23 protein-coding genes and 2 pseudogenes are annotated in these 24,533 nt (G+C 65.8%); 13 read left to right on the top strand and 12 right to left on the bottom strand.

Annotation, left to right across the window (positions count from 1 at the left end; genetic code table 11):
• Positions 1-10: 10 nt before the first annotated feature.
• The gene (locus ACQEVJ_RS28730; RefSeq protein ID WP_433106330.1) at positions 11-3,160 is read left to right on the top strand and encodes a tetratricopeptide repeat protein; all 3,150 of its coding nucleotides are present in this window, start codon (positions 11-13) and stop codon (positions 3,158-3,160) included.
• Positions 3,161-3,442: 282 nt separating this feature from the next.
• Here the strand turns inward: ACQEVJ_RS28730 and ACQEVJ_RS28725 are convergent.
• Positions 3,443-3,814, bottom strand: a pseudogene (locus ACQEVJ_RS28725) (transposase); the annotation flags it as partial.
• A 247-nt stretch (positions 3,815-4,061) separates the two neighbouring features.
• Between ACQEVJ_RS28725 and ACQEVJ_RS28720 the strand changes: the two are divergent.
• Positions 4,062-4,427 carry a hypothetical protein gene (locus ACQEVJ_RS28720; RefSeq protein WP_433106328.1) on the top strand — a complete coding sequence of 122 codons (366 nt, stop codon included), beginning with the start codon at positions 4,062-4,064 and terminating at the stop codon, positions 4,425-4,427.
• 377 nt (positions 4,428-4,804) lie between these two features.
• Positions 4,805-5,587 carry a transposase family protein gene (locus ACQEVJ_RS28715; protein WP_433103118.1) on the top strand — a complete coding sequence of 261 codons (783 nt, stop codon included), beginning with the start codon at positions 4,805-4,807 and terminating at the stop codon, positions 5,585-5,587.
• On the opposite strand, the gene ACQEVJ_RS28710 is transcribed toward ACQEVJ_RS28715, so the two are convergent.
• Positions 5,575-6,168, bottom strand: a complete 594-nt coding sequence (locus ACQEVJ_RS28710) for a hypothetical protein (RefSeq protein WP_433113379.1) — start codon at positions 6,166-6,168, stop codon at positions 5,575-5,577. The two genes, ACQEVJ_RS28715 and ACQEVJ_RS28710, sit on opposite strands and share 13 nt — an antisense overlap.
• Here ACQEVJ_RS28710 and ACQEVJ_RS28705 point away from each other — a divergent pair.
• From ACQEVJ_RS28705 to ACQEVJ_RS28690, 4 genes and pseudogenes are all read left to right on the top strand, one after another.
• Positions 6,121-6,540, top strand: coding sequence for a class I SAM-dependent methyltransferase (locus ACQEVJ_RS28705; RefSeq protein WP_433113020.1), 420 nt, complete (start codon positions 6,121-6,123; stop codon positions 6,538-6,540). The genes ACQEVJ_RS28710 and ACQEVJ_RS28705 overlap by 48 nt on opposite strands.
• Positions 6,494-6,670 carry a hypothetical protein gene (locus ACQEVJ_RS28700; protein WP_433113376.1) on the top strand — a complete coding sequence of 59 codons (177 nt, stop codon included), beginning with the start codon at positions 6,494-6,496 and terminating at the stop codon, positions 6,668-6,670. Before ACQEVJ_RS28705 ends, ACQEVJ_RS28700 begins: the two co-directional genes overlap by 47 nt.
• 454 nt (positions 6,671-7,124) lie before the next feature.
• Positions 7,125-7,697: an RICIN domain-containing protein gene (locus ACQEVJ_RS28695; protein WP_433106326.1), complete on the top strand. Its 573-nt coding sequence runs from the start codon at positions 7,125-7,127 to the stop codon at positions 7,695-7,697.
• Positions 7,698-7,873: 176 nt separating this feature from the next.
• A pseudogene (locus ACQEVJ_RS28690) lies at positions 7,874-9,098 on the top strand (IS30 family transposase).
• Positions 9,099-9,136: 38 nt separating this feature from the next.
• Here the strand turns inward: ACQEVJ_RS28690 and ACQEVJ_RS28685 are convergent.
• Complete coding sequence (locus ACQEVJ_RS28685; protein ID WP_433106324.1) at positions 9,137-9,457, bottom strand: ArsR/SmtB family transcription factor; 321 nt, start codon at positions 9,455-9,457, stop codon at positions 9,137-9,139.
• A 57-nt stretch (positions 9,458-9,514) separates the two neighbouring features.
• Between ACQEVJ_RS28685 and ACQEVJ_RS28680 the strand changes: the two genes are divergently transcribed.
• From ACQEVJ_RS28680 to ACQEVJ_RS28660, 5 genes are all read left to right on the top strand, one after another.
• Positions 9,515-9,841: a putative quinol monooxygenase gene (locus tag ACQEVJ_RS28680; protein ID WP_125644822.1), complete on the top strand. Its 327-nt coding sequence runs from the start codon at positions 9,515-9,517 to the stop codon at positions 9,839-9,841.
• 227 nt (positions 9,842-10,068) lie between these two features.
• Complete coding sequence (locus tag ACQEVJ_RS28675) at positions 10,069-10,362, top strand: hypothetical protein (protein ID WP_433106322.1); 294 nt, start codon at positions 10,069-10,071, stop codon at positions 10,360-10,362.
• Positions 10,359-10,706, top strand: coding sequence for a hypothetical protein (locus tag ACQEVJ_RS28670; RefSeq protein ID WP_433106320.1), 348 nt, complete (start codon positions 10,359-10,361; stop codon positions 10,704-10,706). The genes ACQEVJ_RS28675 and ACQEVJ_RS28670 overlap by 4 nt, the downstream gene beginning before the upstream one ends.
• A gap of 28 nt (positions 10,707-10,734) precedes the next feature.
• Positions 10,735-11,247 carry a hypothetical protein gene (locus ACQEVJ_RS28665; RefSeq protein WP_433106318.1) on the top strand — a complete coding sequence of 171 codons (513 nt, stop codon included), beginning with the start codon at positions 10,735-10,737 and terminating at the stop codon, positions 11,245-11,247.
• Positions 11,226-11,591, top strand: coding sequence for a hypothetical protein (locus ACQEVJ_RS28660; RefSeq protein ID WP_433106316.1), 366 nt, complete (start codon positions 11,226-11,228; stop codon positions 11,589-11,591). The genes ACQEVJ_RS28665 and ACQEVJ_RS28660 overlap by 22 nt, the downstream gene beginning before the upstream one ends.
• Positions 11,592-11,808: 217 nt before the next feature.
• On the opposite strand, the gene ACQEVJ_RS28655 is transcribed toward ACQEVJ_RS28660, so the two are convergent.
• From ACQEVJ_RS28655 to ACQEVJ_RS28635, 5 genes are all read right to left on the bottom strand, one after another.
• Complete coding sequence (locus tag ACQEVJ_RS28655; RefSeq protein ID WP_433106314.1) at positions 11,809-13,566, bottom strand: copper resistance protein CopC; 1,758 nt, start codon at positions 13,564-13,566, stop codon at positions 11,809-11,811.
• The gene (locus ACQEVJ_RS28650; protein WP_433106312.1) at positions 13,563-14,303 is read right to left on the bottom strand and encodes a YcnI family copper-binding membrane protein; all 741 of its coding nucleotides are present in this window, start codon (positions 14,301-14,303) and stop codon (positions 13,563-13,565) included. The genes ACQEVJ_RS28655 and ACQEVJ_RS28650 overlap by 4 nt, the downstream gene beginning before the upstream one ends.
• Positions 14,304-14,400: 97 nt before the next feature.
• Positions 14,401-15,783 carry a multicopper oxidase domain-containing protein gene (locus tag ACQEVJ_RS28645; protein WP_433106310.1) on the bottom strand — a complete coding sequence of 461 codons (1,383 nt, stop codon included), beginning with the start codon at positions 15,781-15,783 and terminating at the stop codon, positions 14,401-14,403.
• A gap of 147 nt (positions 15,784-15,930) precedes the next feature.
• Positions 15,931-18,090 carry a hypothetical protein gene (locus ACQEVJ_RS28640; protein ID WP_433106308.1) on the bottom strand — a complete coding sequence of 720 codons (2,160 nt, stop codon included), beginning with the start codon at positions 18,088-18,090 and terminating at the stop codon, positions 15,931-15,933.
• Positions 18,091-18,689: 599 nt separating this feature from the next.
• Positions 18,690-19,933 (bottom strand): IS3 family transposase gene (locus ACQEVJ_RS28635; RefSeq protein WP_433106306.1). Its coding sequence is split into 2 segments (ribosomal slippage): positions 18,690-19,651 and positions 19,651-19,933, totalling 1,245 coding nucleotides; the frame shifts between segments, so codons are not numbered across the junction.
• Here ACQEVJ_RS28635 and ACQEVJ_RS28630 point away from each other — a divergent pair.
• Positions 19,932-20,618 (top strand): hypothetical protein, encoded by a 687-nt coding sequence (locus tag ACQEVJ_RS28630; protein ID WP_433106304.1) that lies wholly within the window; start codon positions 19,932-19,934, stop codon positions 20,616-20,618. The genes ACQEVJ_RS28635 and ACQEVJ_RS28630 overlap by 2 nt on opposite strands.
• Before the next feature lie 369 nt (positions 20,619-20,987).
• Here the strand turns inward: ACQEVJ_RS28630 and ACQEVJ_RS28625 are convergent, their stop codons facing one another.
• The 4 genes from ACQEVJ_RS28625 to ACQEVJ_RS28610 form a co-directional block, all read right to left on the bottom strand.
• Positions 20,988-21,470, bottom strand: a complete 483-nt coding sequence (locus ACQEVJ_RS28625; RefSeq protein WP_433106302.1) for a hypothetical protein — start codon at positions 21,468-21,470, stop codon at positions 20,988-20,990.
• A gap of 68 nt (positions 21,471-21,538) precedes the next feature.
• Positions 21,539-22,078 (bottom strand): GmrSD restriction endonuclease domain-containing protein, encoded by a 540-nt coding sequence (locus tag ACQEVJ_RS28620; protein WP_433106300.1) that lies wholly within the window; start codon positions 22,076-22,078, stop codon positions 21,539-21,541.
• Between the two features lie 175 nt (positions 22,079-22,253).
• Positions 22,254-23,036, bottom strand: a complete 783-nt coding sequence (locus ACQEVJ_RS28615; protein ID WP_433103118.1) for a transposase family protein — start codon at positions 23,034-23,036, stop codon at positions 22,254-22,256.
• A gap of 700 nt (positions 23,037-23,736) precedes the next feature.
• Positions 23,737-23,871: a hypothetical protein gene (locus ACQEVJ_RS28610; protein WP_433106298.1), complete on the bottom strand. Its 135-nt coding sequence runs from the start codon at positions 23,869-23,871 to the stop codon at positions 23,737-23,739.
• Between the last annotated feature and the right edge of the window lie 662 nt (positions 23,872-24,533).

The raw sequence follows: 24,533 nt of genomic DNA, 5'->3' as shown, positions 1-24,533 counted from the left end.
ACCTCATGCTATGGCGGGTGATGACACGTTGCGGGCGTTTTCCTTCGTAGGACGAGATAGGGAGATCGCTGAGGCAGAAGCCGTGCTCGCTCAAGAATCGGACATCCGTATCTTGGGCATCTGCGGCACCTCCGGAATCGGCAAGACACGGCTGTTGGCCGAAATTGGCCGTCGTGCCGTCAAAAGCGGTTATCGACATGCGGCCATCGACCTAAGCTCCGGAGCCACCGGCGACCGGCCTGACGGTCTAGATCAAAGTCTGCTTGATGATCTTGTCCGCACGCTGCTACGTATAGCCTGTCCCAGCAAGCGCCAGCAAACCCTGCGCCACGCTCGGTTCATCAACCAGGTACGCGAAGTACAGAATCTGCTGCGTCTGTCGCATGCGGATGTCCAGATTCACATGACCGCCTCGGATGGCAGCACCATTAGTGGGTCACCCATCTCACATCAGCGGGGACATCCAACGGCTGATCTTTACGTGACGTACCGCGCCGCTCTTGTCGACGCAGCAATGGAGGCTTTAGCCAACCTTCCGCTGTCGAAAGTACTCCTCACTGTCGATGGCTTGGAATGGCTGAATCGTCATGATGGATTATCGGCCGGCACCTCCCGCGAAGGGCTGGTCAATTGGGTGACGCATAAGCTTCTGCCGCAGCTCATCGAGGCCGCGCCCGATCTACGCATCATCACGTCTGGATGGGAAAGCCCCGACTTTCCCGGTGTGCTGCATGGCAAAACCGACATCCTGCGACTGGATGCTTGGAGTCGTGAGGAAACAGCCGCCTATCTGGCTGAGCGCGGGCTGAATGATCCACAATTGGTTGATCTGGCGCACGCGCGATGCTTGGGTACGCCGATATGGCTTGGCATGTTGGTGGATGCCTACTGTGAGGGGCAGAGATCAGGCCTGAACCAGGAATGGATGAATGGAATTCAGGACTCGGCTGCTCAAGATTGGCTGCACCGGTCTTTTTTGTATCGGCTGGATCCCCGTCAGCAGAAGATCGTGCAGGCCGCGGCAGTACTACGGCACATCACCATCGATGGTGTACGAGCACTCCTAAAGCCTATGCCAGTCGATAACGACTCCTTTGGTCGGCTATGTCGTTACTCCTTTGTTCAACGTATCTCTGACCGGGCTAGCCGGAAAACCTGGCTGCGGATTCATGAATTGGTGCGATCGGCTTTCCTTTCTAATGGTCATCAAAGTGACACGATAACTGCACTCCATCGGGCTGCGGCCGTCTGGTACACCGCTCACAACAATCCTGTGGAAGCCGCGTACCATTACTTTGCCATCGGGGACACCACCAGCTTGGATAACTGGGAGGATCTTCTTGATCAAGCGTTGCGAAGTAATGACCTGTCGACCGCACGCATCCTGATCGATACAGCGACCGCTCCAGAAACCGGTGGCCCAGCCCGACTGCAGGAGACTGGCATGGCCGGCCTCGTCGATCTGTACCAGGGACGACTGGCTTGTCTCGACAGGACGCTTTCCGAAGCAGAACGACTTCTGACCCAGGCTCTGCGTAGCTGCGATCGCACCACCAGCCGGTCGAGAACAGCCAAGGCGCATCGCTGGCTCAGTAATGTTTATCGCTTGCAAAGCGACTACTCTCGCGCCGAGCAGGAAACCAAGAAAGCCTTGAATCTGTATCACGCCGTTGGTGATCCGCTCGGTCTAGCCTATACGCACCGGGACCTCGGCATTCTGTACCGTCTGTGGGATAACTACCCGCAAGCAGAACAGGAGACCAAGAAAGCCCTGGAGCAGTTCGAGACTATCGGCGACGAGTGGGGTGAGGCCTACGCCCACGGTGAACTGGGCATTTTATATCGCCTTTGGGACGATTACCCGCCAGCGGAGCAGGAGACCAAGAAGGCCCTGGGGCAGTTTGAGATTATCGGTGATCCACTCGGCGAGGCATACGCTCACCGCGATTTGGGGATTCTGTATCGCCTGCAAGATGACTATCGGCGGGCAGAAGAGGAAACCAGCAACGCCTTGGAACAGTTTCAGGCCATCGGCAATCAGTTCGGGGAGGCCAACGCCCATCGCGAACTGGGGATCTTGTATCGCCTGCAAGATGACTATCCACGGGCAGAAGAGGAAACCAGGAGAGCCCTTGAGCTATATCGAGATATTGGCGACCAGTGGGGTGAGACCTATGCCCAAGGTGAGTTGGGAATTTTGTATCGCCTGCAAGATGACTATCCACGGGCAGAACAGGAAACCGGAGAGGTTCTGAAGCTCTACCGGGCTATCGGTAACCGCTGGGGCGAGACGTACGCTCGCCGTGAATTGGGGATTCTGTATCGCCTGCAAGGTGAATATGCGCGGGCCGAACAGGAAACAAGGCATGCCCTGGCACTCTATCGGGATATTGGTAATCGACTCGGTGGGATATATGCTCGCCGCGAGTTGGGCACGTTGTCTCGCGAACGGGATGACTACCCACGCGCTGAGCAGGAGACTAGGAAGGCTTTGGAGTTGTACCAAGTGATCGGTAACCGATGGGGGGACAGTCACGCTCGCCGCGAGTCTGGAACTGAGTACTCTTTGCACGACTACTTACCCGTAGAGCGGGAAACCAGGAAGGCTTTGGAGTTGTACCAGGTCCTCGGAAATCGATGGGGGGCGGCCAATGCCCATGGTGAGTTGGGGATTATGTATCGGCTGCAGGGCGACTATCGCCGAGCCGAAGAGGAAATTACATCGGCTCTCGAACTTTACCGGGGTATCGGTAATCAGCTTGGCGCCGCCTATGCCCATGGTGAGTTGGGGATTATGTATCGGCTGCAGGGCGACTATCGCCGAGCCGAAGAGGAAATTACATCGGCTCTCGAACTTTACCGGGGTATCGGTAATCAGCTTGGCGCCGCCAACGCCCATGGTGAGTTGGGGATTATGTATCGGCTGCAGGGCGACTATCGCCGAGCCGAAGAGGAAATTACATCGGCTCTCGAACTTTACCGGGGTATCGGTAATCAGCTTGGCGCCGCCAACGCCCATGGTGAGTTAGGGACTCTGTATTGTCTCTGTGATCGAAACCAGCAAGCTAAAGATAAGTTCACGGTAGCAAGAGCGATTTACCTCGACCTAGACCGTCTTCAGGACGCGCAATGGTGCACAGGACAAATCGACAGTCTGTAACAGACACACTGCCCAAACCGGGACGTCCCACCCATCGATAGCGACCTTCTGCCTACCTAACATCGAAGACTACATTGCTGAACGTCATGCGTAATTCTGTCGTCTCGCGATGGCCTACTGATCTTTAATTCGTGATGTCGACCCCCGTTCTCATGGTCAGGCCGGTGGGTGGGAAGCATCCGTCGATGAGGTGGGGCCTGTACTGGATCTTCTTCAGGGCGCGCTTGATGACGCGGACGAGGTGGGGTAGGTCGGCGGCGGCGAGGTTGGCCAGGGCGCCGCGACCAGCTTGTCCACCCGCCGCGTCGACACTCCCAGCAGGTAGGAGGTGGCCACGACGCTGACCAGGGCCTGTTCGGCCCGCCGCCGGCGTTCCAGCAACCAGTCCGGGAAGTAGGAGCCCTGCCGCAGCTTGGGTATCTCCAGCTCGACGGTGCCGGCGCGGGTGTCCCACTCGCGCTTGCGGTAGCCGTTGCGGGAGTTGGTCCGCTCGCTGCTGCGCTCACCGTAGGAGGCGCCGCACAGGCTGTCGGCCTCGGTTGACATCAACGCCTGGGCCATGGTCTTCACCATGGATCGCAACAGATCCGGATCCTGCGCCTGGATCTGCTCCGCCAGCCAGGCGGCAGGGTCCACACTGTCGTTCACGGCCATCGCTTTCCTTCTCCTTCGATCTTGACTTCGCAATCACGAAGGATCACGCGATGGCCGTCCTCATTTCACGACGCCACGCCTCTACCAGCGGAAACTCTTACACCACTCCCGTGGACGCAACCGATGAATGCCACTAGATCTCCGAGACTGTCAGGCGACAGCGCGCAGAGAACCACCCCTGCCCAATTTCGTATCGGACTGATTACGAAAGGTTTTGGGTCATCGAACGTGGTCATACGGTCACGGCATGAGACCAATCGTGTTACTCGGCATCGCCGCCGTGATGCTCGTCGCCGGGTGCGGTTCCTCAGGACCGTCGTCAGCACAAGACGTCGTACAGAGGTTCTCCGACGCCGGGCTGTCCGTGCCGTCCCCCCGGGACAACTCCCACAACTGCGATGAACTCCAGCTCGGATGCATCGAGTTCGTGACTACCGAGTCCGTGACCGTAATGCGGTTCGCCGACGAGACCGCCGCCAAGGAGGGGGCGAGCGCGTACGGGAAAGACACCTACCAACAGGGGGTGTACGTGTTGTCGTTCGGTGCTCAGCGGACGCCAGAGGATCAACGGCGCCGGTTCACATCGGAGTTGAATCGCATGGTGGGCGAGTAGACGCGCCTCGCATGCTCGATGAGCTCCTTTGATCCTTAGTAGGGCGGCTTCGATGGCATACAGGACGAGGATGGCCTTCGTGATCAGGGTGGTGCGATGAGGCCGGCAACAGAGCTTGCCGAGGACTCTCCAGGTTTTCACGGTCGAGACGGTGTGTTCGTCCGAGGCGGTCGCGGAAGGTCGGATGGAAGACCACGACTGCTGCGAGGACCGGGGACGGGCTCCCTTCTAGGAGCAGATGAATGAGTCATTTTCATCCTGATCACGCTGGTCAGGATGGGCGCAGGAGGCGGGCTGGCCGGACAAGTTGGGAGTGAGGTGAGGCTCCCGGTAAGACAGCAGTCGACCAAGATCCGATGCCCCAACCGGAAGCCTCGATGCTGTCTTACCCTGCCGCGATTCCCCTGTCGAACCGCACCCTTACCCGTCTGGCCGAACTCATCCGCGCCCGCCGCGCCGAACGCCGCAGCCGGTGGCGGCGCCTCACGCCAAGACAGCAGGCACTGCTGGTACTGGCTCACCTGCGGAACGGGGACACCTACGCCCGCCTGGCCGCCGGCTTCGCCATCGGCACCACCACCGCCTGGCGGTACGTGCGCGAGTCGGTCGACCTGCTCGCCGCCTTGGCCGACGACGTCCAGGCTGCCGCGCTCCGGGCCGCCCGTCTGGCCTACGCCATCCTCGACGGCACGCTCATCCCGATCGACCGGGTCGCCGACCAGAAGCCCTACTACTCGGGCAAGCACAAGCGCCACGGGGTGAACGTCCAGGTCCTCGCCGACCCCGCCGGTCGCCTGGTGTGGGCCTCTCCGGCTCTCCCCGGGGCCGTGCACGACCTGACCGCATCCCGCATCGTGGGTCTGATCGACGCCCTGACCGCCAACGGCGTCGTCACCTTCGCCGACAAGGGCTACCAGGGCGCGGGAGGCACGGTCCGCACCCCGTTCAAGCGCCACCGACACCGTCCCCAGCTGTCGCGCGGGCAAAAGGACGTCAACCGCGCCCACGCACGCATCCGAGCCCTCGGCGAACGCGCCATTGCGACCCTGAAAGCGTGGAAGCTGCTGTCAAAGCTCCGCTGCTGCCCTCACCGCGCCACCCCGATCGTGCAGGCCGTCCTCGTCCTGCAAGCCGTCGAAGACGACCGCTACTCAGGATGAAAAAGGCTCAATACCTGGATGCGGGTGGAGGCTCGGACCGTGGTGCCGCGCGGGTCCGGGCCGGCGCTGACGATGTCGACGGTGGCGGCATCGCGCGTGTAGGTCTGCCAGCGGTAGGCCTCTTCGTCCACGTAGGCCTTGCCGAGCGGGCTGCCATCAGGGAGTCCGGCTTCCTGCCTGCGTTCCTCGTACTGGGTGCGTGCCTGCTCCAACAAGCGGTCGGCGTCGGGCCCTACCACCTGCTCCGTGATGGTGGGCTCGAACACCGCCGGGCCCCACTGTGAGCTTGCCCGGATGGCGATGTGCAGCGCGGCGAGCAGCGCACCCTCTCGGGTGTGGGAGAAGCCCTTGGCGCGGTCGTGGTCGAGCACGCGCGGGCCGTCGAGGTCCGACAGCGGCAGCCGTACTCCATGGAAGTCCTGCCAGGTGATGCGCGCCTGGCGGGCCGGGGGAGTCGGGGCTGGACGCCGGAGCCTGGCGGCGGGCCAGGCGCCGAGATCCTGGGACACCTCGCCTGTGCGCGCGTCCTCGAGTTGGGGTGTGGCGCGGGCCATCACCTCGCTCACCTTGTCGGAGTCCACGGCGCCACCGGAGTCGGCGTCGACATCTCCGAGAGGCAAATCGAACGGGCGCGCACGCACTATGGGCACCTGCCTGGGATCACCTTCGTCGCCGCCGACGCGGTTGCGTTCCTGGCATCGTCGTGCCATCCGTACGACGTCTGCTACTCCGTCTTCGGCGCCCTGGGGCTCACCTCGCCGAATGTGCTCGTGCCGTTGATCGCGCGGGCGCTGCGGCCTGGCGGAGTGTTGGCCTTCGCCGTTCCGCATCCCAGACGCAGTGACCGGGGCTGCACGTTGCTGTTGCCGTCGGGCGGCAGGGTGCCGATCCGCCGCTGGGAGCCGAGTGCGCTCGGATGGGTCGCGCTGCTGTCGGCACGCCCTGACCCGTAGCGACGAGCGGATCGTCCTGCTGCACCACACCTGGGCCGAACGCAACAACAACCGCGTCTCGTTCGTGGGCCTGCCCCTGCGCTGCGACCCCACCTGCCGCACGTCGACAAGACCGTCATTCGGCTCCTGACGCCCGAGCAGGTCATGAGCCGTTTGTGGAGCCAGCGAAACCCGAGCATGGAGCCTGCGCCGGGGACCGACCGAGGTCGGAGCCGAGACAGGTAGCTGTCACCGTGCCCGGTAGTGACGCACGCCTGCCAGTGTTGATTACTTAGAGTTGCTATTCGCGACTGTGAGTGATTGAGGTCTCGGGTTGGAGGACCATGCCTGTCCCCGTGCGACACACCGTGGCGGCCATCGCGGCGCTCCTGGCCACCACCCTTGCCGACGGAAACAGGCTGCGACACCCGCGCCAAGGTCCTGATCGAGGAAGCGCTCACCCCGCTTGTCGGTGGACCCCGCCGAAAAGGGCGCCCTGACTGCCATCGCCCAAACCTGCCCCGGCCAGCCGCTTCCCACCCCGGCTGCCCCTCTCGCGCCCCGCACCTGACAACCAACCAGTTACCGGCAACGAAAGGACCACCGTGCGCATCAGCACCACCACCGTCCTCGCGGTCACCACCTGCCTGGCAGGCGCTCTGGCCCTGGGACCGGCACCGGCTTCAGCCGCGCTGACCCGCGACCAAGACGTGATCAACAAGACCAGTGGCGGGCGGCTGGCGCTGTTGGGCGACAGCACCGCCGAGGGTGCGACCGCCATCACCCTGCGCGACCCTGCATGGAACTACCGCACCGAGGTGTGGGAGGACGACTCCACCTGGCAGGCCGATGGGACCGGCACCTACACCACCGTCTTGAAGAACCAAGCCGCCAACAAGTGCCTGCAGCCCGCAGCCGCCGCCCCCCAGCGCGGCACCACCATCATCGTGAAGACCTGCGACGGATCCGACCTGCAAAAGTGGATCCTGCAGGGCGAGAAGGTCGACGGGAAGTACACCGGCTGGTGGATCTGGCGGCCGAAGCTCAACAAGAACCTGGCCATGAAGCTGAACAGGTACAACGACGGCAGCTGGGACACCTTGCACCTGGACACCGCCTACCCCAGCTCCGACCGCCTGTGGCGCATCGCCCCCAACGACGCGCCCTGGCACCTCTGAGATCCCCGCTCGCCCTGGCGCGGGCGCTGCCGGGTGCCTGATCAGATTCCCGCTGCCTGCGGACCGCAATGATGAAAACGCCCAGGGATGGCTGCGAGAACGAAGAATGCAACGGCCCGCTCCCCCTGGCCCTTCTCTTCGAGTGGTCGTCGCAACACCCCAGTTGAGGGGGCGCGATGGACTCCGAGATTCGGGAGGACCGGGAACGCAGTCGAGGTCGCAGGGCTCTTTCCCGTGAACGGGCGGCATACTTGCGGCTCGTGCAGCAGGGCTTGAGCAACAAGGAGGCATGCCGGATCGTCGGCATCAACCTTCGGACCGGTCGGCGATGGCGTAACGGACGCAATCCGACCGGCAAGAACGTGGGGGCGCTACCGATCACATCGGCGGCGCCCCCAGACGTGCCTGGCCGCTACCTGAACGAGACCGAGCGGATCCACATCGCCGACCGGGTGCGGGAGAAGGCGTCGATCCGGGAGATCGCGCGCGAGCTGGGCCGTGCGCCCTCGACCATCAGCCGGGAGATCCGCCGCAACCGGCACCCCACCAATGGTCAGTACCGCCCGCACGCGGCGCAGGCCCGAGCCGACGCGCGCCGGCCCCGCCCCAAGCCCAGCAAGATCGGGCAGAACCCGGAGTTACGGGCATACATTCAAAAGCACCTGCACCAGCGCTGGAGCCCGGAACAGATCGTTCAGAGCCTGCGCAAGACCTTCCCCGAGCGGGCGGAGATAGCACGTGTGCCACGAAACCATCTACCTGGCGCTCTACGTTCAGGGCCGCGGCGAGCTGCGCCGCGAGCTGACCCGGCCGCTACGCACCGGCCGCGCTATGCGCAAGCCCCGTCGCCAGGCCCAGCAACGCCAGCCCCGCTACAGCGCCCCCATGGTGATGATCAGCGAGCGACCCGCCGAGGCTGATGACCGCGCCGTGCCCGGCCACTGGGAAGGTGACTGCATCATCGGCAAGAACGGCACCTCGGCGATCGGCACCCTGGTCGAGCGGACCACACGCTACGTGATGCTCGTACACCTGCCGATCGACCGCAGTGCCGAGCGCATGCGCGACGCTCTGGTGGAGACCATGGCCACGCTGCCGGCTCATCTCAAGCGCTCTTTGACCTGGGATCAGGGCAGCGAGATGGGCGCTCACCGGGCGTTCACGCTCGCTACCGACATCCCCGTCTACTTCTGCGACCCGGCCAGCCCTTGGCAGCGCGGCTCAAACGAGAACACGAACGGCCTGCTGCGTCAGTACTTCCCCAAAGGCACCGACCTGTCCGTGCACACCCGCCACCAGCTCGACGCCGTCGCCGCCGAGCTGAACTCCAGACCTCGCAAGACGCTCGGCTGGGAGACTCCTGCACAGCGCCTCACCGAGCTCATGACGGCCTGCCTCTGACCTGTGGGAGCAGCAGGACGGCCAGTGCTCCTGGTGGGCTAATCAGCCGCAGTAATCCCGGTTCTGCCCGTCGCGCTGCCCGACTTCAGCTCCTCGGACAGGAGCTGCAACAGGCCGGGCAGATGACGCTCGATGTCCTGCCTGGGCAGTGAGACGGCGCTGCCGTTGCCGTGGTCACGCTGCATGATCAGCCCCGCCTCGCGCAGCACCCGGAAGTGATGCGTGCGCGCGGCCTTCTTCACCGGCAGGTCGAACGAGCCGCAGGCACGCTCCCGGTCTTCGGGATCGGCCGCGAGTTCGGCCACGACCTGGCGGCGGGAGTCGTCGGCCAGCGCGCGGAACACCTTGCCCAGATCCATGGCTCACTCCTAGGTACGACTTGCATCATACCTGACCGATGGCTAGCGTTGGCAGGTATGAAAATCGTCGTACCTGAAGGAGGCGGGGCGGTCGGTATCTACGGCTTCGCCCGGCCGAAGCCCGAGCGCGCCGATGAGCTGGAGCGGCTGCTGCTGTCATTCGTGGAGCCGACCAGGGCCGAGCCTGGCTCGATGCAGTACCAGGTCCACCGCGACGTGGCTGATCCCAGCACGTTCGTGTTCTACGAACTGTGGCGGTCGGCCGACGACCTGCGCGCGCATCTCGCGCGTCCCGAACTCGCACACTTCCAGCAGCACCGCATGGACTACCTACGAGAAGACCTGGAGATCCACTGGCTGACACCCCTCAGCGTGACCCCCTGACCCCATTGTCAGCGTATCCACGCCGACAGGCTGAACAGAGTGACCGACCTTGGCCAGACACCCATCACATGCGTCGGTTCCCGAAGAATCTCGCCGCCGTCCGCATGGCATGAACAGGCAAGACGAACGGCCGCCCACTCCCCGCTATCGAGGGAGCGGGCGGCCATCGCCGCGACGCTCGGGGTCAGCGCGGACTTTCTTGCGGCTATGCTGACCGCTGACAGCAATTGATCAATTGTGTTGCGGCGACCCCTCAAATCCGCCCAGGGGGGCGGACGCGGGGGGCGACCGGCTCCTACGGGACCGCCCCCTGGCACGCTGCCGACCTCAACGCCCTCGCGCCGCTGACCCGGCTGCTGGCGGGGGCGCCGCTGCCCGCCAAGGCGAACCTCACCGTGCGATGGGCGAGGGCGGCCGACCGGGAGGCCGGATACGTGCACGTCGCCAACCCGCTCGCGCCGCCCGGGCCCCACCCCGGCCCGCTCTGGCCCGAGCCGACCCACGCCAGGGGGCGCGGATGAGCATGGATGTCCCATCGGGCGTGCGGCGGGTCGCCGAATCGCTGGACGACGTCCCCGCCTACGTGTACGACCTCGCCGGGCTCGCCCGCCACGCGGCGGCCGTACGGGCCGCCCTGGCGGGGACCGAACTCTGCTACGCCGTCAAGGCCAACCCCGACCCCGAGGTGCTGCGGGCGCTCGCGCCGTACGCGGACGGGTTCGAGGTCTCCTCCGGCGGCGAGTTCGAGCATGTCAGGGCGCTGCTGCCGGACGCCCGGCTGAGCTTCGGCGGGCCGGGCAAGACCGGCGCGGAGCTGGCCCTCGCCCCTTCGGCGTACCGGTGGCACGTCGAGAGCCCCGGCTGAACTACGGCGCCTGCGCGGCCCGGCGGACGTGCTGCTGCGGGTCAACCTCGACATGCCCGTCACCGGCGCGGCCCTCGCGATGGGCGGCGGCGCCACGCCGTTCGGCATGGACCCGGACGGGGTCGCCGAATGCCTCGCCCTGCTCGGCCGTCCCGCCCCCGCCGACGCCGCCTCACCCGGCCTTCCAGGGAGGCGCCCAGACGAGCTGTCGGGGCGGCTCTCGAACGGCCTTCCAGAGCCGCGGCCAGGTCACGTCTCAGCCGACCTCCCGGGCGAGCCGGACGAGCGGGGGGCGCTGCGGCTGCGGGGCGTCCACGCCCACCTCGCGAGCGGCCTGGCCGCCCCCGACCTGCTCACCCTCGCCGAGGCCGTCCTGGCGTACGGCAGAAGCCTGGGCCTGCGCGAGTTCAACCTCGGCGGCGGCATGGCCGTCTCCTACGCGCGTCCGAAGAGCGGTTCGACTGGGCGGCGTACGGCGCGGGCCTGCGGGCGCTGGCCCGCCCGGGCGAGACCCTGCGCGTGGAACCGGGACGAGCCCTGACGGCCTACTGCGGCTGGTATCTCACCACCGTGCTCGACGTGAAGCGCGTCCACGGGGAGCGCTTCGCCGTGCTCTCCGGCGGCACCGACCACCTCCGGACGCCGGTGACCAAGGGACACGACCAGCCGTTCGCCGTCCTCGCGAGGAGCGAGGAGGGCGAGGACGGCCCGGTGACCCTCGTGGGACGGCTCTGCACCCCCAAGGACGTCTTCGCCCGCCACGTCACCGCCGCACTCGCCGTCGGCGACGTCGTCGCCTTCGCAATGGCCGGCGCGTACGCCTGGAACATCTCCCACCACGACTTCCTCATGCACCCGAAACCCGAGTTCCACTACTTGAGCTGAGAGCCGAGAACCTTCGCGGAGTTGGCGAGGCGGGCCTCGTTGAGCGACCTGATGACGCCGAGCCGGGCACGATCGCGGTCGATGACCCGCTGCTGGGCCTCGGTGTAGACCGTGCGACGGACGTCGGAGTAGCCGGTCTCGGCCCGGCACTGCGCGTCCGCGACCGCCGTGTCGATCTCGGCCCGTGTGCCGCGTGGCTTGTCCGAATCCGCCCTTCTCAGGCGCTCACGTCGACCACGACGCGAACCGTGGCCTGGTCCGTCTCCGTGGTGCGGACCGTGAGAACGGCCTGCCAGCGACCCGGGAACGGCAGGTTCAGCTGGCCGATGTAGTGCCCGCCGGCGCCCTGGAGCTCCACCGGGATCGGCCCGAGGTCCCGGTCTGTGAGGGTCATGGCGGCGTGCACCTCCGGCACGTTGAGCGGCGCGCCGCTCGGGTCGAGCACCGACAGGTGCAGCTGCGCCGGCCCCACCTTGGGCGGAAATACCACGAGCAGCACCGCACCGCGCGAGGCGGGGCCGGAGCCGGCCGAGAACGGCACGGGTGTGGGCACAGCCGGCACCGGCGCCGCACGATTCGCGGGCGCCGCCGTCGAGCGGCGCTCGGCGTACGCCGAGCGGGCCGGCTCCATGGCGACCAACGCGGCGGACAGGCCGAGCACGACGGCGCCCACCGCCATCTCGGCCAGCAGCCGCCGGTAGAACGCGTAGAGCTGGTACGGGTCAGGGCCGCCGCGGCGCCGGTTGCCGCCCGCGCCGTAGTGGCGGGCGACCCATCCGCGGGCGGCGGCACCGAACGCGACCAGCACGACCACGAGGGCGACCTTCGCCAGCAGAACCCGGCCGTACGCGGTGGCGAACAGCGTCGGCGGCGACCCGACCTGCCGCCATGCCTGGAACAGGCCGGTGGCGACGATGAGCGCCACGCACACCAGCGCCGTGTGCGAGAACCGGGGCACCGCCACGCGCAGGGTCACGGCGTCGCGGGCCGGCACGTGCGTCATGGCGAGCGCGACGAGACCCCCGAGCCAGACCGAGACGGCGACGAGGTGCACGACGTCGACCGGCACGGCGAACCCGCCGGCCTCGCCCGTCACGCTGTGGTTCGCGATGCTCCAGGTCACGGCGAGCGCCGCGGCGGCCGCGAGCACCGCCGCCGCGGCCGTCCAACGCGTGCGGCGGTCCGGCGCGTCCGGGTAGCGGTTCAGCAGCCAGACGAGCGCGGGCGCCGCGGCGAGCAGCAGAGCGACGCGAATCCCGAGGGCACGGCCCAGGCCGGTGGCCCACGTCGTGGACAGCAGCCGCGGGTCGAAGGCACCCGCCACATCGCCGTCGGCCACGTACGGCCCGTACAACAGGCCGGAGGCGATCGCGGCGGCGAGGCTGACGCCCCAACCGGCCCACAACGCCCGCCGGGCCGGCCGTCGCCGCGCACCGGCCGGCCAGCACCACGCCAGGTAGAACGCGGTGCCGAGCAGCACGGCGAACCCTGCGAACGCGGCCCACCGGGCGGCGCCGTACGCCGTCGCGGCATCGCCGGAACGATCGCCCGGGGGCGTGACGCCGGCCGGGCGGCTGCCCGGCGTACCGACGGTGAACGTGTAGGCGCCCTGCACCGGGTGGCTGTCGGAGGACACCACCCGCCACGAGACGGTGTAGACGCCGTCGGCGAGTTTCCCGTTCAGCGGGGCCTCCACCGACGTGTCGTCGCCCACGCGGTGGACCGGTGCGCCGATGCCGATGCGGGCGCCGTCCGGGCCGAACAGCCGCACGCCGTCCGGCGGCACGGTCACGGGGTCGGTGAACTGCAGCAGCAGCGTCCGAGGGGAGTCCTGGTAGATCTGGCCGTTGGCCGGCGCGGCGTCGACCAGTTCCGCGTGCGCCCAGGCAGGGCTCGCCACCACGAGGGACACGGCGGTGGCGAACCCTGCGAGGAGGACGGCGAGCCCCGCGCCGCGCGCCCTGGTGCGGGTCACGGCGAGAGCCGCGCGGCGGTGTCCGCCTCCGCGAGCGGCGCGGAGGCCGGCACCGGGGTGCGCCGGCGCAGCCCGGTCGCGGCCGCCGTCAGCAGCGCGAGGGCGCCGAGCGCGAGGCCGGCCCAGCCGAGCAGGCGAGCGACGCCGTCGCCGGTGGGGGTGGGGGTGGGGGTGGCCGCGGCGGGCGCGTTGGCCTGCGCGTCCGCCGGCTTGACGTCGATCACCGGCGCCGGGTGTTCGGGCCGTGGCGCGCCGGCCTCCGGGATGTCGATCCAGCGGACGACCTCACCATTGCTGTAGGTCTGCAGCGCCTTGAACACGAGCTGGCCGGGCGTGGTGGGCAGCGGACCGAGGGACACCTCGAAGACCTGGAACTCGCCGGGCTTGATGGCGCCGCCCTCCCACACGATGCCCGTGACGGCCTTGTTGGCGGCCTCGTCGTCGTGCCCGGCGGACGCGGCGTTCGGCAGTTGCCGGGTGGCGACAGTGGCCGTCCAGCCCGGGACGGGGCGCAGGGAGACGCTGGTGAGCTGGGCGTTCTCCGGGAAGACGACCTCGACGCGGGTCGTTTTCGCGTCCGCGCGCTCGTCGGGCACCTTGAACGCGAACGTGCCGTAGCCGCCGGTGGTGGCGACCGAGGGGGAAACGGTGACGTGGGCCCACGCCGGCGAGGTGGGGGCGAGCAGGACGGCGACGCCGGCGACGAGCGTCGCGGCGACGACACGGATGGGCTTCATGCGCGGACTCCTTGCGCGTATCGGTATGTGGAGCCCGTGCCGGTCAGGTGCGCTCACGGCTGACCGGCACGGGTTCGGGGGCAGGTTCAGCCGGCGATTACGGCGTCACATTGACGATCGTCACGAGGCCGATCATGCCGTTGGGTCCCTCCGAGTGGGAGAAGATGTGGCAGTGCAGCATCCACTTCCCGGGCTCTTTGGGCTGGAACACGATGTCGTACGTCTGTCCGACGCCGACGTTGAGCGTGTCCACGGTGTACGGTGAGGCGAGCTTGTTGCCGTCTTGGGCCACGACCTGGAACGGCACCCCGTGCAGGTGCATCGGGTGGATCATCTCGGGGCCCGTGCCGATCAGCCGGACGTGGACCTTCTGGTTGACCGCCGCCGTCAGCGGCACGGTCGCCGGGTACGACTTGCCGTTCAAGGTGAACCCGTTGGAACCGTCGCCGATCTCGATGGTGTAGTGCTTGTCGGCGGCGATGTCGCCCAGCGTCGGGGTCACCAGGAGCGCGCCGTAGAGGCCCCGGCCGACCTGGCCGCCACCCATGTGCGAGTGGTACCAGTGCGTACCGGTCGACTTGGCGGTCCACTCGTACGTGTAGGTGTTGCCGGGCATGATGTGCGGCTGGGTGATGTCCGGCACGCCGTCCTGCGCGTTCGGCAGTTGCATGCCGTGCCAGTGCACCGCCGTGTGCTCCGGCAGGTCGTTCTGCACGATGACCCGCACCTGGTCGCCCTCGTTGACCTTGATGGTGGGGCCGGGCACTATGCCGTTGAACGTGTACGCCTGCTTCACCACCCCGGGCGAGACCTCCCAGTCGGTCTGCGACATGCACAGCTTGAACACCTTGACGGTGCCGACCAGATCGTAGGCGGCCAGCCGGGTGCCATCGCCCTGGTCGGCGCCGAGGACCGGCTTGTCGCAGGGCGCGGAGCCGGGCGGCGGCGTCGTCGGGGTGACGCTCGGGCTCGGGCTCGCGCCCGGGCTGCCACTCGGCGACGGGCTCGCGCTCGGTGAGCGGGACGGCGACGGGCTCGCGCTCGGTGACCGGGACGGCGACGGCGACGGCGGTGCCGTTCCGGCGTTGATGATGCCGGTCATGTACGGGTGGAAACTGCAGTAGTAGTTGTACGAGCCGGCGGCGGTGACGGTGACCATGAAGCTCGCCCCGGGCGGCAGGTCCGGGGACGTGAAGTCGCCGCGGATGGCGTGGACGGTACCGTCTGTCTCCTGGTTGACGAACGTGACCGTGTCGCCGGGTGCCAGCGTGAGCACGTCCGGCGTGAACGCGAAGTTCTTGATCGCGATCGTGTGGTTCGTGGCACTGTTCGCGGCCTTCGGCGCGAACAGTGCCACGCCGGAGACCAGCATCGAGAGCGCGATCACGCCGATCAGCATCAGCCGCCGTACCGGTGGCGAGGCGTCGGAGAGGGCACGCCGGAGGGCCGCGAAGGGCTCCGGCGCGGTCGTATCAGACATGGGTGTACTTCCTCGTCTACTGTGGAATGCACGCGCCCACGTGTCGGCGGCCGAATGGACCGGCGTGGGTGGTGCGCGATCGGGGGCCCTGGTCAGGGGGAGGGACCGTCCGCTTCACGGTCCCTCCCCCGCAGTGCGGGCCCGCAGTTACTCGCAGACCCCCTGGTTGATGGGGTTGAGCTGGGCACACGTGAGCTGGTCCGCCATCTCCGGCGTGGCGTTCTGCACCCAGCCGTTGTAGACGATCGGATAGGGGAAGACGCCCTGCCCGCCCATGCCGTTGTAGCCGGTCACGACGTCGTCCACGGCGGTGCCCGCGGCCGAGTCGAGAACCATCTTGCCGACGATTGTGGAGTCGGCGGGGTTGCCGTCGCCGTTGGGGTCAGGGTCGATCACGGCGAGGGTGTTGGCGAACTTGCTCGACACGTAGGCGTAGTAGCCGCCGCCGCGCTTGGCACCGAAGTTGATGCCGTGACAGCCGGAGTCGCACGGCAGGTACTTGATGACCTTGTCGGTCTTGGTGTCGATGACGGCGATGTTGCTCGTGAGCGTGTTCGCCACGAAAGCCACGTTGCCGTCAGGGCTGACCGGGATCTGGATCGGCAGGCCGCCGAAGCCCCCGGTCGTCGCCCCGGTCACCATGTCGTAGTTCGCCCACAGGTTGATGGCCTTGTAGCCGACGTTCGTGCCGCTGTCGGAGTGGCACGCCGGCCCGTCCAGCGAGATGCAGGAGACGCTCTGGCCGAGGAAGTTGGCCACGTAGTACTTCGAGGAGTCCGGCATCATGCCGGTCGCGATGGGCAGCTGCTCGGTCTGCACCTCCTGGATCGAGCCCGACGGCACGTCGACGATCGTCGAGTTGTTGTGGTTGACGTTCGGCGTGACCATGGTGTGCCCGTCGGCGCTCATCCAGTGCGCGTGCGGGTGGGCCGGTGTCTGGCCGGGACCCTGCACCAGGATGCGTCTGTCGATCTGCTTGGCACCGGGACTCAGTTCGACCACCGCGTTGCCGGCGTTGATGGCGACGTGGAGCTGGTCGGTGTCGGTCCGGGTCATCACATGGGATGGGTCCGGGCCGACCTGGATAGTTCGCACGAGCTTACCCGTGGTCCGGTCGAACACGGTCAGGCGGTCGGAGAACCATTCCGTCTGATAGATGTACTTTCCGTCGCGGTCCGACCACATATTGTGCGGGTTGTTGAGGTTGATCTGTGGTAGCGCCACCTTCCGGTCTACGGTCCAGTTCTGCACGTCGACCTTGGTCGCCGCGCCGGACTTGACCTTGCCGGCGTACTGCTCCATCTGGGTGTCGACCCAGAGCTCACCGACGCCGGGCACGCTCGGCCGCTGGGTTAGCGCGGGCAGCGTGACGCCCTCGTTGAACTTGCTGTTGTAGTACGCGTCGAGGCTCGGGATGATCACCGGCTGCTCGTTCGCGTCGTACTCCAGGATCGGCGCGGGCGGGTAGTAGGGGTTCCAGTTCTTGGTCTGCGTGTTGCTGTAGACCTGCCAGTTGTCGGGCGTGGTGATCCGGAAGAACTTCTGCACGAGCTCCTGCACCACGTCGGCCGAGCTGGGCACGACGATGCCGCCCTTGACGTTGACGTTGAGCTTCTTGCCGAAGTCCAGGCCGGGCGTGAGCGGGTCGTCCACGACCACAGCGCCGAGCATGTACGGGTGGATCTTGCAGGCCCACGCGTACAGGCCCGGTTCGGTCAGGTTGGCCTCGACGTTGCCGATGAACGCACTGTTCTGGTCGAGCGGCTGCGCGCCGACCGGCCAGATCAGGCTGGTCACCGAGTGGGCCGAGGCGGCCGCCGGTGCCGCCACCGCGAACTTCGCCTTCGGCGCGAGGCTCAGGTCCGCGGGCGCCAGCGCGGCGACCTCCTTGAGCGTGCGCATCAGGTCGAGCCCCACGGGCAGGCTGCCGAGCGGGACGGCGCTGCTGTCCGGCACCGTCGACAGCTGCTGGCTGAGCTGGTTGATCTGCGTCTTGGCACGCTGGATCGTTGGGTTCAGGAATCCGAGCGCGCCGCCCGCCGCGTCGACCGCCGAGTTGAGCTGGTCGAGGTTGAGCAGGCTGTTGACGTTCACACCGAGCTGGCCGACCAGCGGTGCGTTGCCGTTGAGCAGCGGCAGGTTGAGCAGGCCGCCGCCGAGATCGCCGTTGAGCAGCGTGTCGGTGTTCAGCGGCAGCGACGCGAGCTTGGTCCGCGGCGTCACGGCGACGCCGAGCGACCGCGTGCCGAACAGCGTCGCACCGGTGTCGAACCACGCACCCTGGTTGTCGGTGAGCGTGAATTGCACCGGCGTTCCTACGCCGATCGGAAGCGCCTGGGATGAGGAAGGATTGACCCCAATTGTTACGAAAACCAGGATCGGGGTCAGCAGCCAAGCCAGCCGTCGTCGATTGGCCCGGCGTCGGGCGGCGAGAATGCCGCGTGGGGGAGAATGCATGCACTCCTCCTGAAGTGGGGTGAGATCGATGACGCCAGCCGGATGTTTCACGCCGCGGCTAGGCGCAGTTAACTCGCCGTGAACGGGCGCTCACGCGCAACACGGTTACGAACGCCTCAACGTGGCGCGGCGGGGTCCGTGAATCGGGTTGGTTCAGTACCAAGCTCAGGTCGAACTGACCAGAGCGGGATTTGCGCCGCTCAGGCGACTGATGGACAAATACAACAGACGCAACAAACCCGAAACAAGCCGCGTAACGTGGCCCAACGGCCAGGGTCCACCGATTACTCCATTGCCGGCGACGGGACGCACGGCGTGACACACACCGGCACCCTTCACGACTCATGAGACGCCAAAGGCCGCGGGGGAGAAGGACCGCGCTGAGCTGGAAGACGAGCGTGATGTTCTCAAGCGCTCAGTTGTGAAGCGCTCCGGGTTGGGTGGAGGCTCTATGGGCTGACTCCAGCCACCGGTTGGGGCTGGTGTTGAGCGTAGTAGTTGGTCTCGTGTTCGGTCGGCGGGATATGCCCGATCGCGGTGTGCAGGCGCTGGTGGTTGAACCAGTCGACCCATTCGGCGGTGGCCACTTCGACGTCGGATAGGCCTTTCCAGGGCTTACGGGGTTTGATCAGTTCGGTCTTGTACAGGCCGATTTGCGATTCCATCAGTGCGTTGTCGAGGGCGTCGCCGACGGTGCCGATGGAGGCGTCGATGCCGGCCGCTGTCAGGTGGGCGGTAAAGGCGAAGGAGGTGTACTGGCTGCCGGCGTCGCTGTGATGGACCAGCCCGGGCCCAGCCGGGTGGCCAGTCCGGTCGCGCCGCCACAGCCTCATGTCCAGGGCGTCCAAGACGAGCTTGGCCCGCTTGGTGGTGGCAGCCGACCAGCCCACGATCGCCCGGGAGTACACATCGACGACGAACGCGACGTACACCACCCCGGCCCAGGTCATCACGTAGGTGAAGTCGGCGACCCAGCGCTGGTTGGGGCGCGTGGCGGAGAAGTCCCGCTGCAGCAGGTCGGCGGCACGTTCATGGCCGTCATCACGCACGGTGGTGCGGATCGTCGTGCCGCGGCGGGCGCCGTGCAGGCCGAGCTCGCGCATCAGCCGGGCGACGGTGCAGCGCGCCACCTCGATCCCTTCACGGTGCAGCTGCCGCCAGACTTTGCGGACCCCGTAGACGCCGTAGTTGTCGGCGTGGACCCGGCTGATGTGCTCTTTGACCTGTTCATCGCGTAGGGCGCGGGCGCTGGGCCGCCTGCTCTTGGCGGCGTAGTAGGTGCTGGCTGCGATCTTCACTCCGTGCGCGGTCAGCACACGGCAGATCGGCTCGACCCCGAACACCTGCTTGAACGCGTCGATGAACGCTACGAGCGCTTGTGTGGCCGGTCGAGCTCGGCCGCGAAGAAAGCCGATGCCGCCTTCAAGATCTCATTGGCGCGTCGCAGCTCAGCGACTTCCGCTCGCAGCCGCTTGATCTCCTCGGCCTCCGCGGTGGTCGTTCCTGGCCGCTGGCCTGCGTCGATCTCGGCCCGGCGGACCCATGTGCGCACCGTCTCAGCCGCGCCGATACCCAGCTTCGCCGCGACCGCCTTCATCGCGGCCCACTCCGTGGGGTAGTTCGGGCGGATCTCGGCGACCATGCGTACCGCACGCTCGCGAAGCTCTGCCGGGTAGGGGGACGGACGTGCCATGACTCGATCCTTTCAGGGAATCGAGCCTCCATCAGACCCGGAGCGCTTCACAATCCGAGCCGGGACGCGAGCAGCGGTACAGCTTCTGACGAAAGCTCTGCAGGACCAGCGACAGGGTTGGTTCTTCCGGCGTCAGATCTACGAGTGGTCCACCAGGACGGGTCTGCCCGACGCGCTCACCGAGGTGATCATCTCACTCTGCACCGTGGTGATGGCTGTGCATCACCCTTACGAAGCGGTGGTCTGCCTGCATCACATCGCGAGGCGGGAACATCAGGGGATTGCACGCGCACGCGGTGCTCTCACCCGGCTCGTACGCACGGACCGGCGTCTTCTCCGGCTGATGTTCGACCGGCTCGACTTTCAGTTCAGCGGCAACAACACATACAAGGCCGATCCCGACCTCTTCCTGGATCTGGCCGACCCGGACCTGCTGACCGCTACGGAGGGCCGGAGCAGGAGTCTCATCGCTCACGAAGCCGTACGAAAGCAGATGACGAACGGCTGGGACATGGTCTTCGGGCGACGGTCCGAGGACGTGTGGAGTCCTGCGGCTAGGCGATGGCTCCTTGCTGCCGGCAGGGGAGGGCCGCATCAGGGTGCGCTTCTCGACGTACTGATCAACGGTGGGGATCCTCATAATTATCCTCAAAAAGCGACTCCGGGAGCAGGGCTGAGCGGCTGATCTCCGTGATGTCCTCTGGCATGAGGCGTCGGTATACAGAGGGCGCTTTATCGCTAATCGTGCGGTTATCTGCTGCGGAAATGATGGCAAAGTTCGCAAGTGCGTTGATCGACTTGGGGTAAGCTCCGCCGCTTGCGAGATATGCGCGCGGAAAGCAGTGGTGATACTCCTTCCTGTTCGGCTCGGCCAGCACATCCTCAATGGGGACTAGCTCTCCGGAGATGAAGCTTCGGGGCCGAAGGGAAGCCAAGAGTAGAATCAAGGCTTTGCTAGCCACGCTCTTCCCCGAGAAGGCGTTTGATATGAAGAATGCCGGACCAAGCTTCAGATAGATATCCCCGGGCGCGCTTGGTTCGCCCTGCCTCAACTTCACCGCTTCGTCAAGATCGCGCTTAATGTTTCGTTGCGATTTCCGCTGTAGCGATGCGAGAATGCGCAGCGCCAGAACCAGCGAACCAGGGCTCTTCGCTGATAATCCGTTACGGGATCCGCTCCAGCGATAGAGAAAAATGCGGTGAGCGGAACAAGCATACTCGAGTACGGAAGGAATTTGAGGTGTCGCACATGAAAATTCGTGCGTACGAAGTCGATGGCCCTTCTAATCGCGTTCTCGACGTTAGGAAACGCATCCCGAACGCTTGCTCCATTGACATTCACCAAAGACGCAGGCGTCGGCTCCCGCATTAAGGCTGCCGCCGTGCATTTCATCATAAGGTCGCTGTCGTCGCCCACATCCTCAAATCCAAAGTCTGCGAACTCCTCAGCCAGATCTAGGAACCGTTGTTGCAGGTTGAATTCCTCGCTCCAGGTCCACGCAGTTAACAGCTGGAAGGTGTCGAGCGGGATTCCCATCCTATTTACCCGCTCAAACACAATAGCGACACTGGTGCGATCCTCTGTCTCGAACTTTTGGACAGGAATTAGGAGGGTAGGAATCGCTGTTGCACGCGCGCAATCTCGCGATACTTCGCCTCATCCAACTCTCTCGTGAGTAGCGAAAACTCCACCGGCTCAAGGAATGTCGATAGCGGAAAGTGGCGATCGGCTAAAATCTGGTCGTCAGTTAGGGCGACGAAACGCGAATCCTGAACATCGTCGACGGCTCCGAAGTCGTAATAGATGGGAAGCCATGTATCCGGGTCTGTGTCGGCAGGGACAAGGGTCCTTTGGAAGGCTGTTAATATCGCCATTATCCGCTGCTGGCCATCAAGCACATAATCGACAGGGTAATCTTTGTCCGGAGGAGGAAGGATGAACGATCCGAGGTGATTCTCGCGCGTGAGTCGCTCAGCTGTGCGCCATAGCAGAATAGAGCCTACTGGGAATTGCTTGTATATAGAATCCATGAGCAGCGCAGACCGCTGCGGCGGCCACACGAATTTCCGCTGAAAACCAGGAACGCGGATGGTGCCGTCGATGAGTCGGTCGATGATTGCCTGGATGCTTAAGTGGTCGCTCACGTTGTGTAGCCCATATGGAACCTCTGGGTAATGAAAGCCCCTGCGGATCGACACCCGTACGCCTCTGGTCCAATCAGGGCATTAGTGGGCAATTCGGCCGGGCTTGGCTTCAGGCCACTCGCTGACCGGTCGAGGAAACCGCGCCCTACACAGCCGAACAACCAGTGAGCCTTTTTCATCCTGAGTAGCGGTCGTCTTCGACGGCTTGCAGGACGAGGACGGCCTGCACGATCGGGGTGGCGCGGTGAGGGCAGCAGCGGAGCTTTGACAGCAACTTCCACGCTTTCAGGGTCGCAATGGCGCGTTCGCCGAGGGCTCGGATGCGTGCGTGGGCGCGGTTGACGTCCTTTTGCCCGCGCGACAGCTGGGGACGGTGTCGGTGGCGCTTGAACGGGGTGCGGACCGTGCCTCCCGCGCCCTGGTAGCCCTTGTCGGCGAAGGTGACGACGCCGTTGGCGGTCAGGGCGTCGATCAGACCCACGATGCGGGATGCGGTCAGGTCGTGCACGGCCCCGGGGAGAGCCGGAGAGGCCCACACCAGGCGACCGGCGGGGTCGGCGAGGACCTGGACGTTCACCCCGTGGCGCTTGTGCTTGCCCGAGTAGTAGGGCTTCTGGTCGGCGACCCGGTCGATCGGGATGAGCGTGCCGTCGAGGATGGCGTAGGCCAGACGGGCGGCCCGGAGCGCGGCAGCCTGGACGTCGTCGGCCAAGGCGGCGAGCAGGTCGACCGACTCGCGCACGTACCGCCAGGCGGTGGTGGTGCCGATGGCGAAGCCGGCGGCCAGGCGGGCGTAGGTGTCCCCGTTCCGCAGGTGAGCCAGTACCAGCAGTGCCTGCTGTCTTGGCGTGAGGCGCCGCCACCGGCTGCGGCGTTCGGCGCGGCGGGCGCGGATGAGTTCGGCCAGACGGGTAAGGGTGCGGTTCGACAGGGGAATCGCGGCAGGGTAAGACAGCATCGAGGCTTCCGGTTGGGGCATCGGATCTTGGTCGACTGCTGTCTTACCGGGAGCCTCACCTCACTCCCAACTTGTCCGGCCAGCCCGCCTCCTGCGCCCATCCTGACCAGCGTGATCAGGATGGAAATGACTCAGTAGGCGAGCAAGCTTGACTCCTACCTCTTGAAATACCGTTGAGCTGCGAAAACGTCACTCGAACGTCCTGGGGTCAAGAGCGTTCGTAGAACAGGCTCACGCAACAGTGCACGTGGTGGGTGACCTCAGTTCCGTTCTGGTTCCGCCCAAGGCCGTAAAACGTCGGAAGTCAGCAGGAGGCGCTGAGAGCCGTATTGCCAGGTCAGAGCACTACTCCATAGCATCCGCCCAGATGGAGAAGTGACAGGAGAGAGTTCGAGCTCTACTGCGGCATCTGAGGAAAGGAACCACGCCGGCGTGCCCGTTGCGTGCCCGTACGGTCGGCGGTCCGCAGGGAATCACGGGGACTCACGGTCGCTCGACCCGTATACCCCCAAGTCAGCGGTTTGGCAGCTTAGGCGGCGTGATGTTAAGAGACCTCCCGAGCTGCTAGCGCGCCATACCGCTCCTGGCAGCTATCGCGGCCGGGGGAGAGTGGTCCATACCGGACCGGGCACCTCTTCAGGCAGTTCGCAAAGCGTGAGGTTCGGCACGCCCAGGCTCCCTGGGGTGCACCAGGGGCACTTCACTCAGCAGCAGGGCCCAGCAGGCGCGGCTCCTCTCCAGGCTCGCCGTCGCAATAGTCGACCGGATCGCCGGAGCGGGCACAGGCCCGCAGCGATGAGATAAGCCCGTGCCCGTAGATCATCAGCGAATCCACCCGGCACCACCCTTCGTGTCGGGGATCACAACCGGCCCAGTCGGATCGTAATCAAGTCGACACAAGCTGTCATTAGCACGGGTGTTCGCGTCGTTCGGTCTGCACAGGCACCGTCCCTCTCTCGGAGCCGCCGGTAAGAGGGCGATGCCGGAGGTGTCCGCTGGGGACCATCCGGGGACCACACGCTATGCGCACAGCCGAACAACGGGCACGTGTGCTCACCTTGCCCTCGCGCCTCTGAATACGACTGAGCTGCAATAACGACTACACCAACGTCCTGGGGGTCAAGGGGTCGTGGGTTCAAATCCCGCCGTCCCGACACTGTTGTAGCAGGTCAAAGCCGCAGTTCCCAAGATCGGGGATTGTGGCTTTTCTGTTGTGTCACCCAGGTGTCATCAAGAGTCGCACTCCCGGACCGTGCCGCCCGGTGACGGATGTATGTCCAGCGTGTCACCGCATTCGCCGGTCCTGTGGCCGGGGGAGCGCCTTGTGTTCAAATGGACTGAGAGATCTACACCGTAAAGGACCCCGCTTCTGAGCGGTGCGAACTTGATCGACAACGCATCCGCAGGGGGAAGCCATCGCAGACGCCCGTGGCTGTTGTGGCGACCTTCCTGGCTACGGCTGTGACCGTCGTTCGCCAGACCGACGCCGAGTGACGC

Source organism: Microbispora sp. CA-102843 (assembly GCF_050936215.1).
Taxonomy (GTDB): domain Bacteria; phylum Actinomycetota; class Actinomycetes; order Streptosporangiales; family Streptosporangiaceae; genus Microbispora.
The sequence above is the reverse complement of the archived record's forward strand: the minus strand, read 5'-3'. Positions and strand labels throughout refer to the sequence as shown.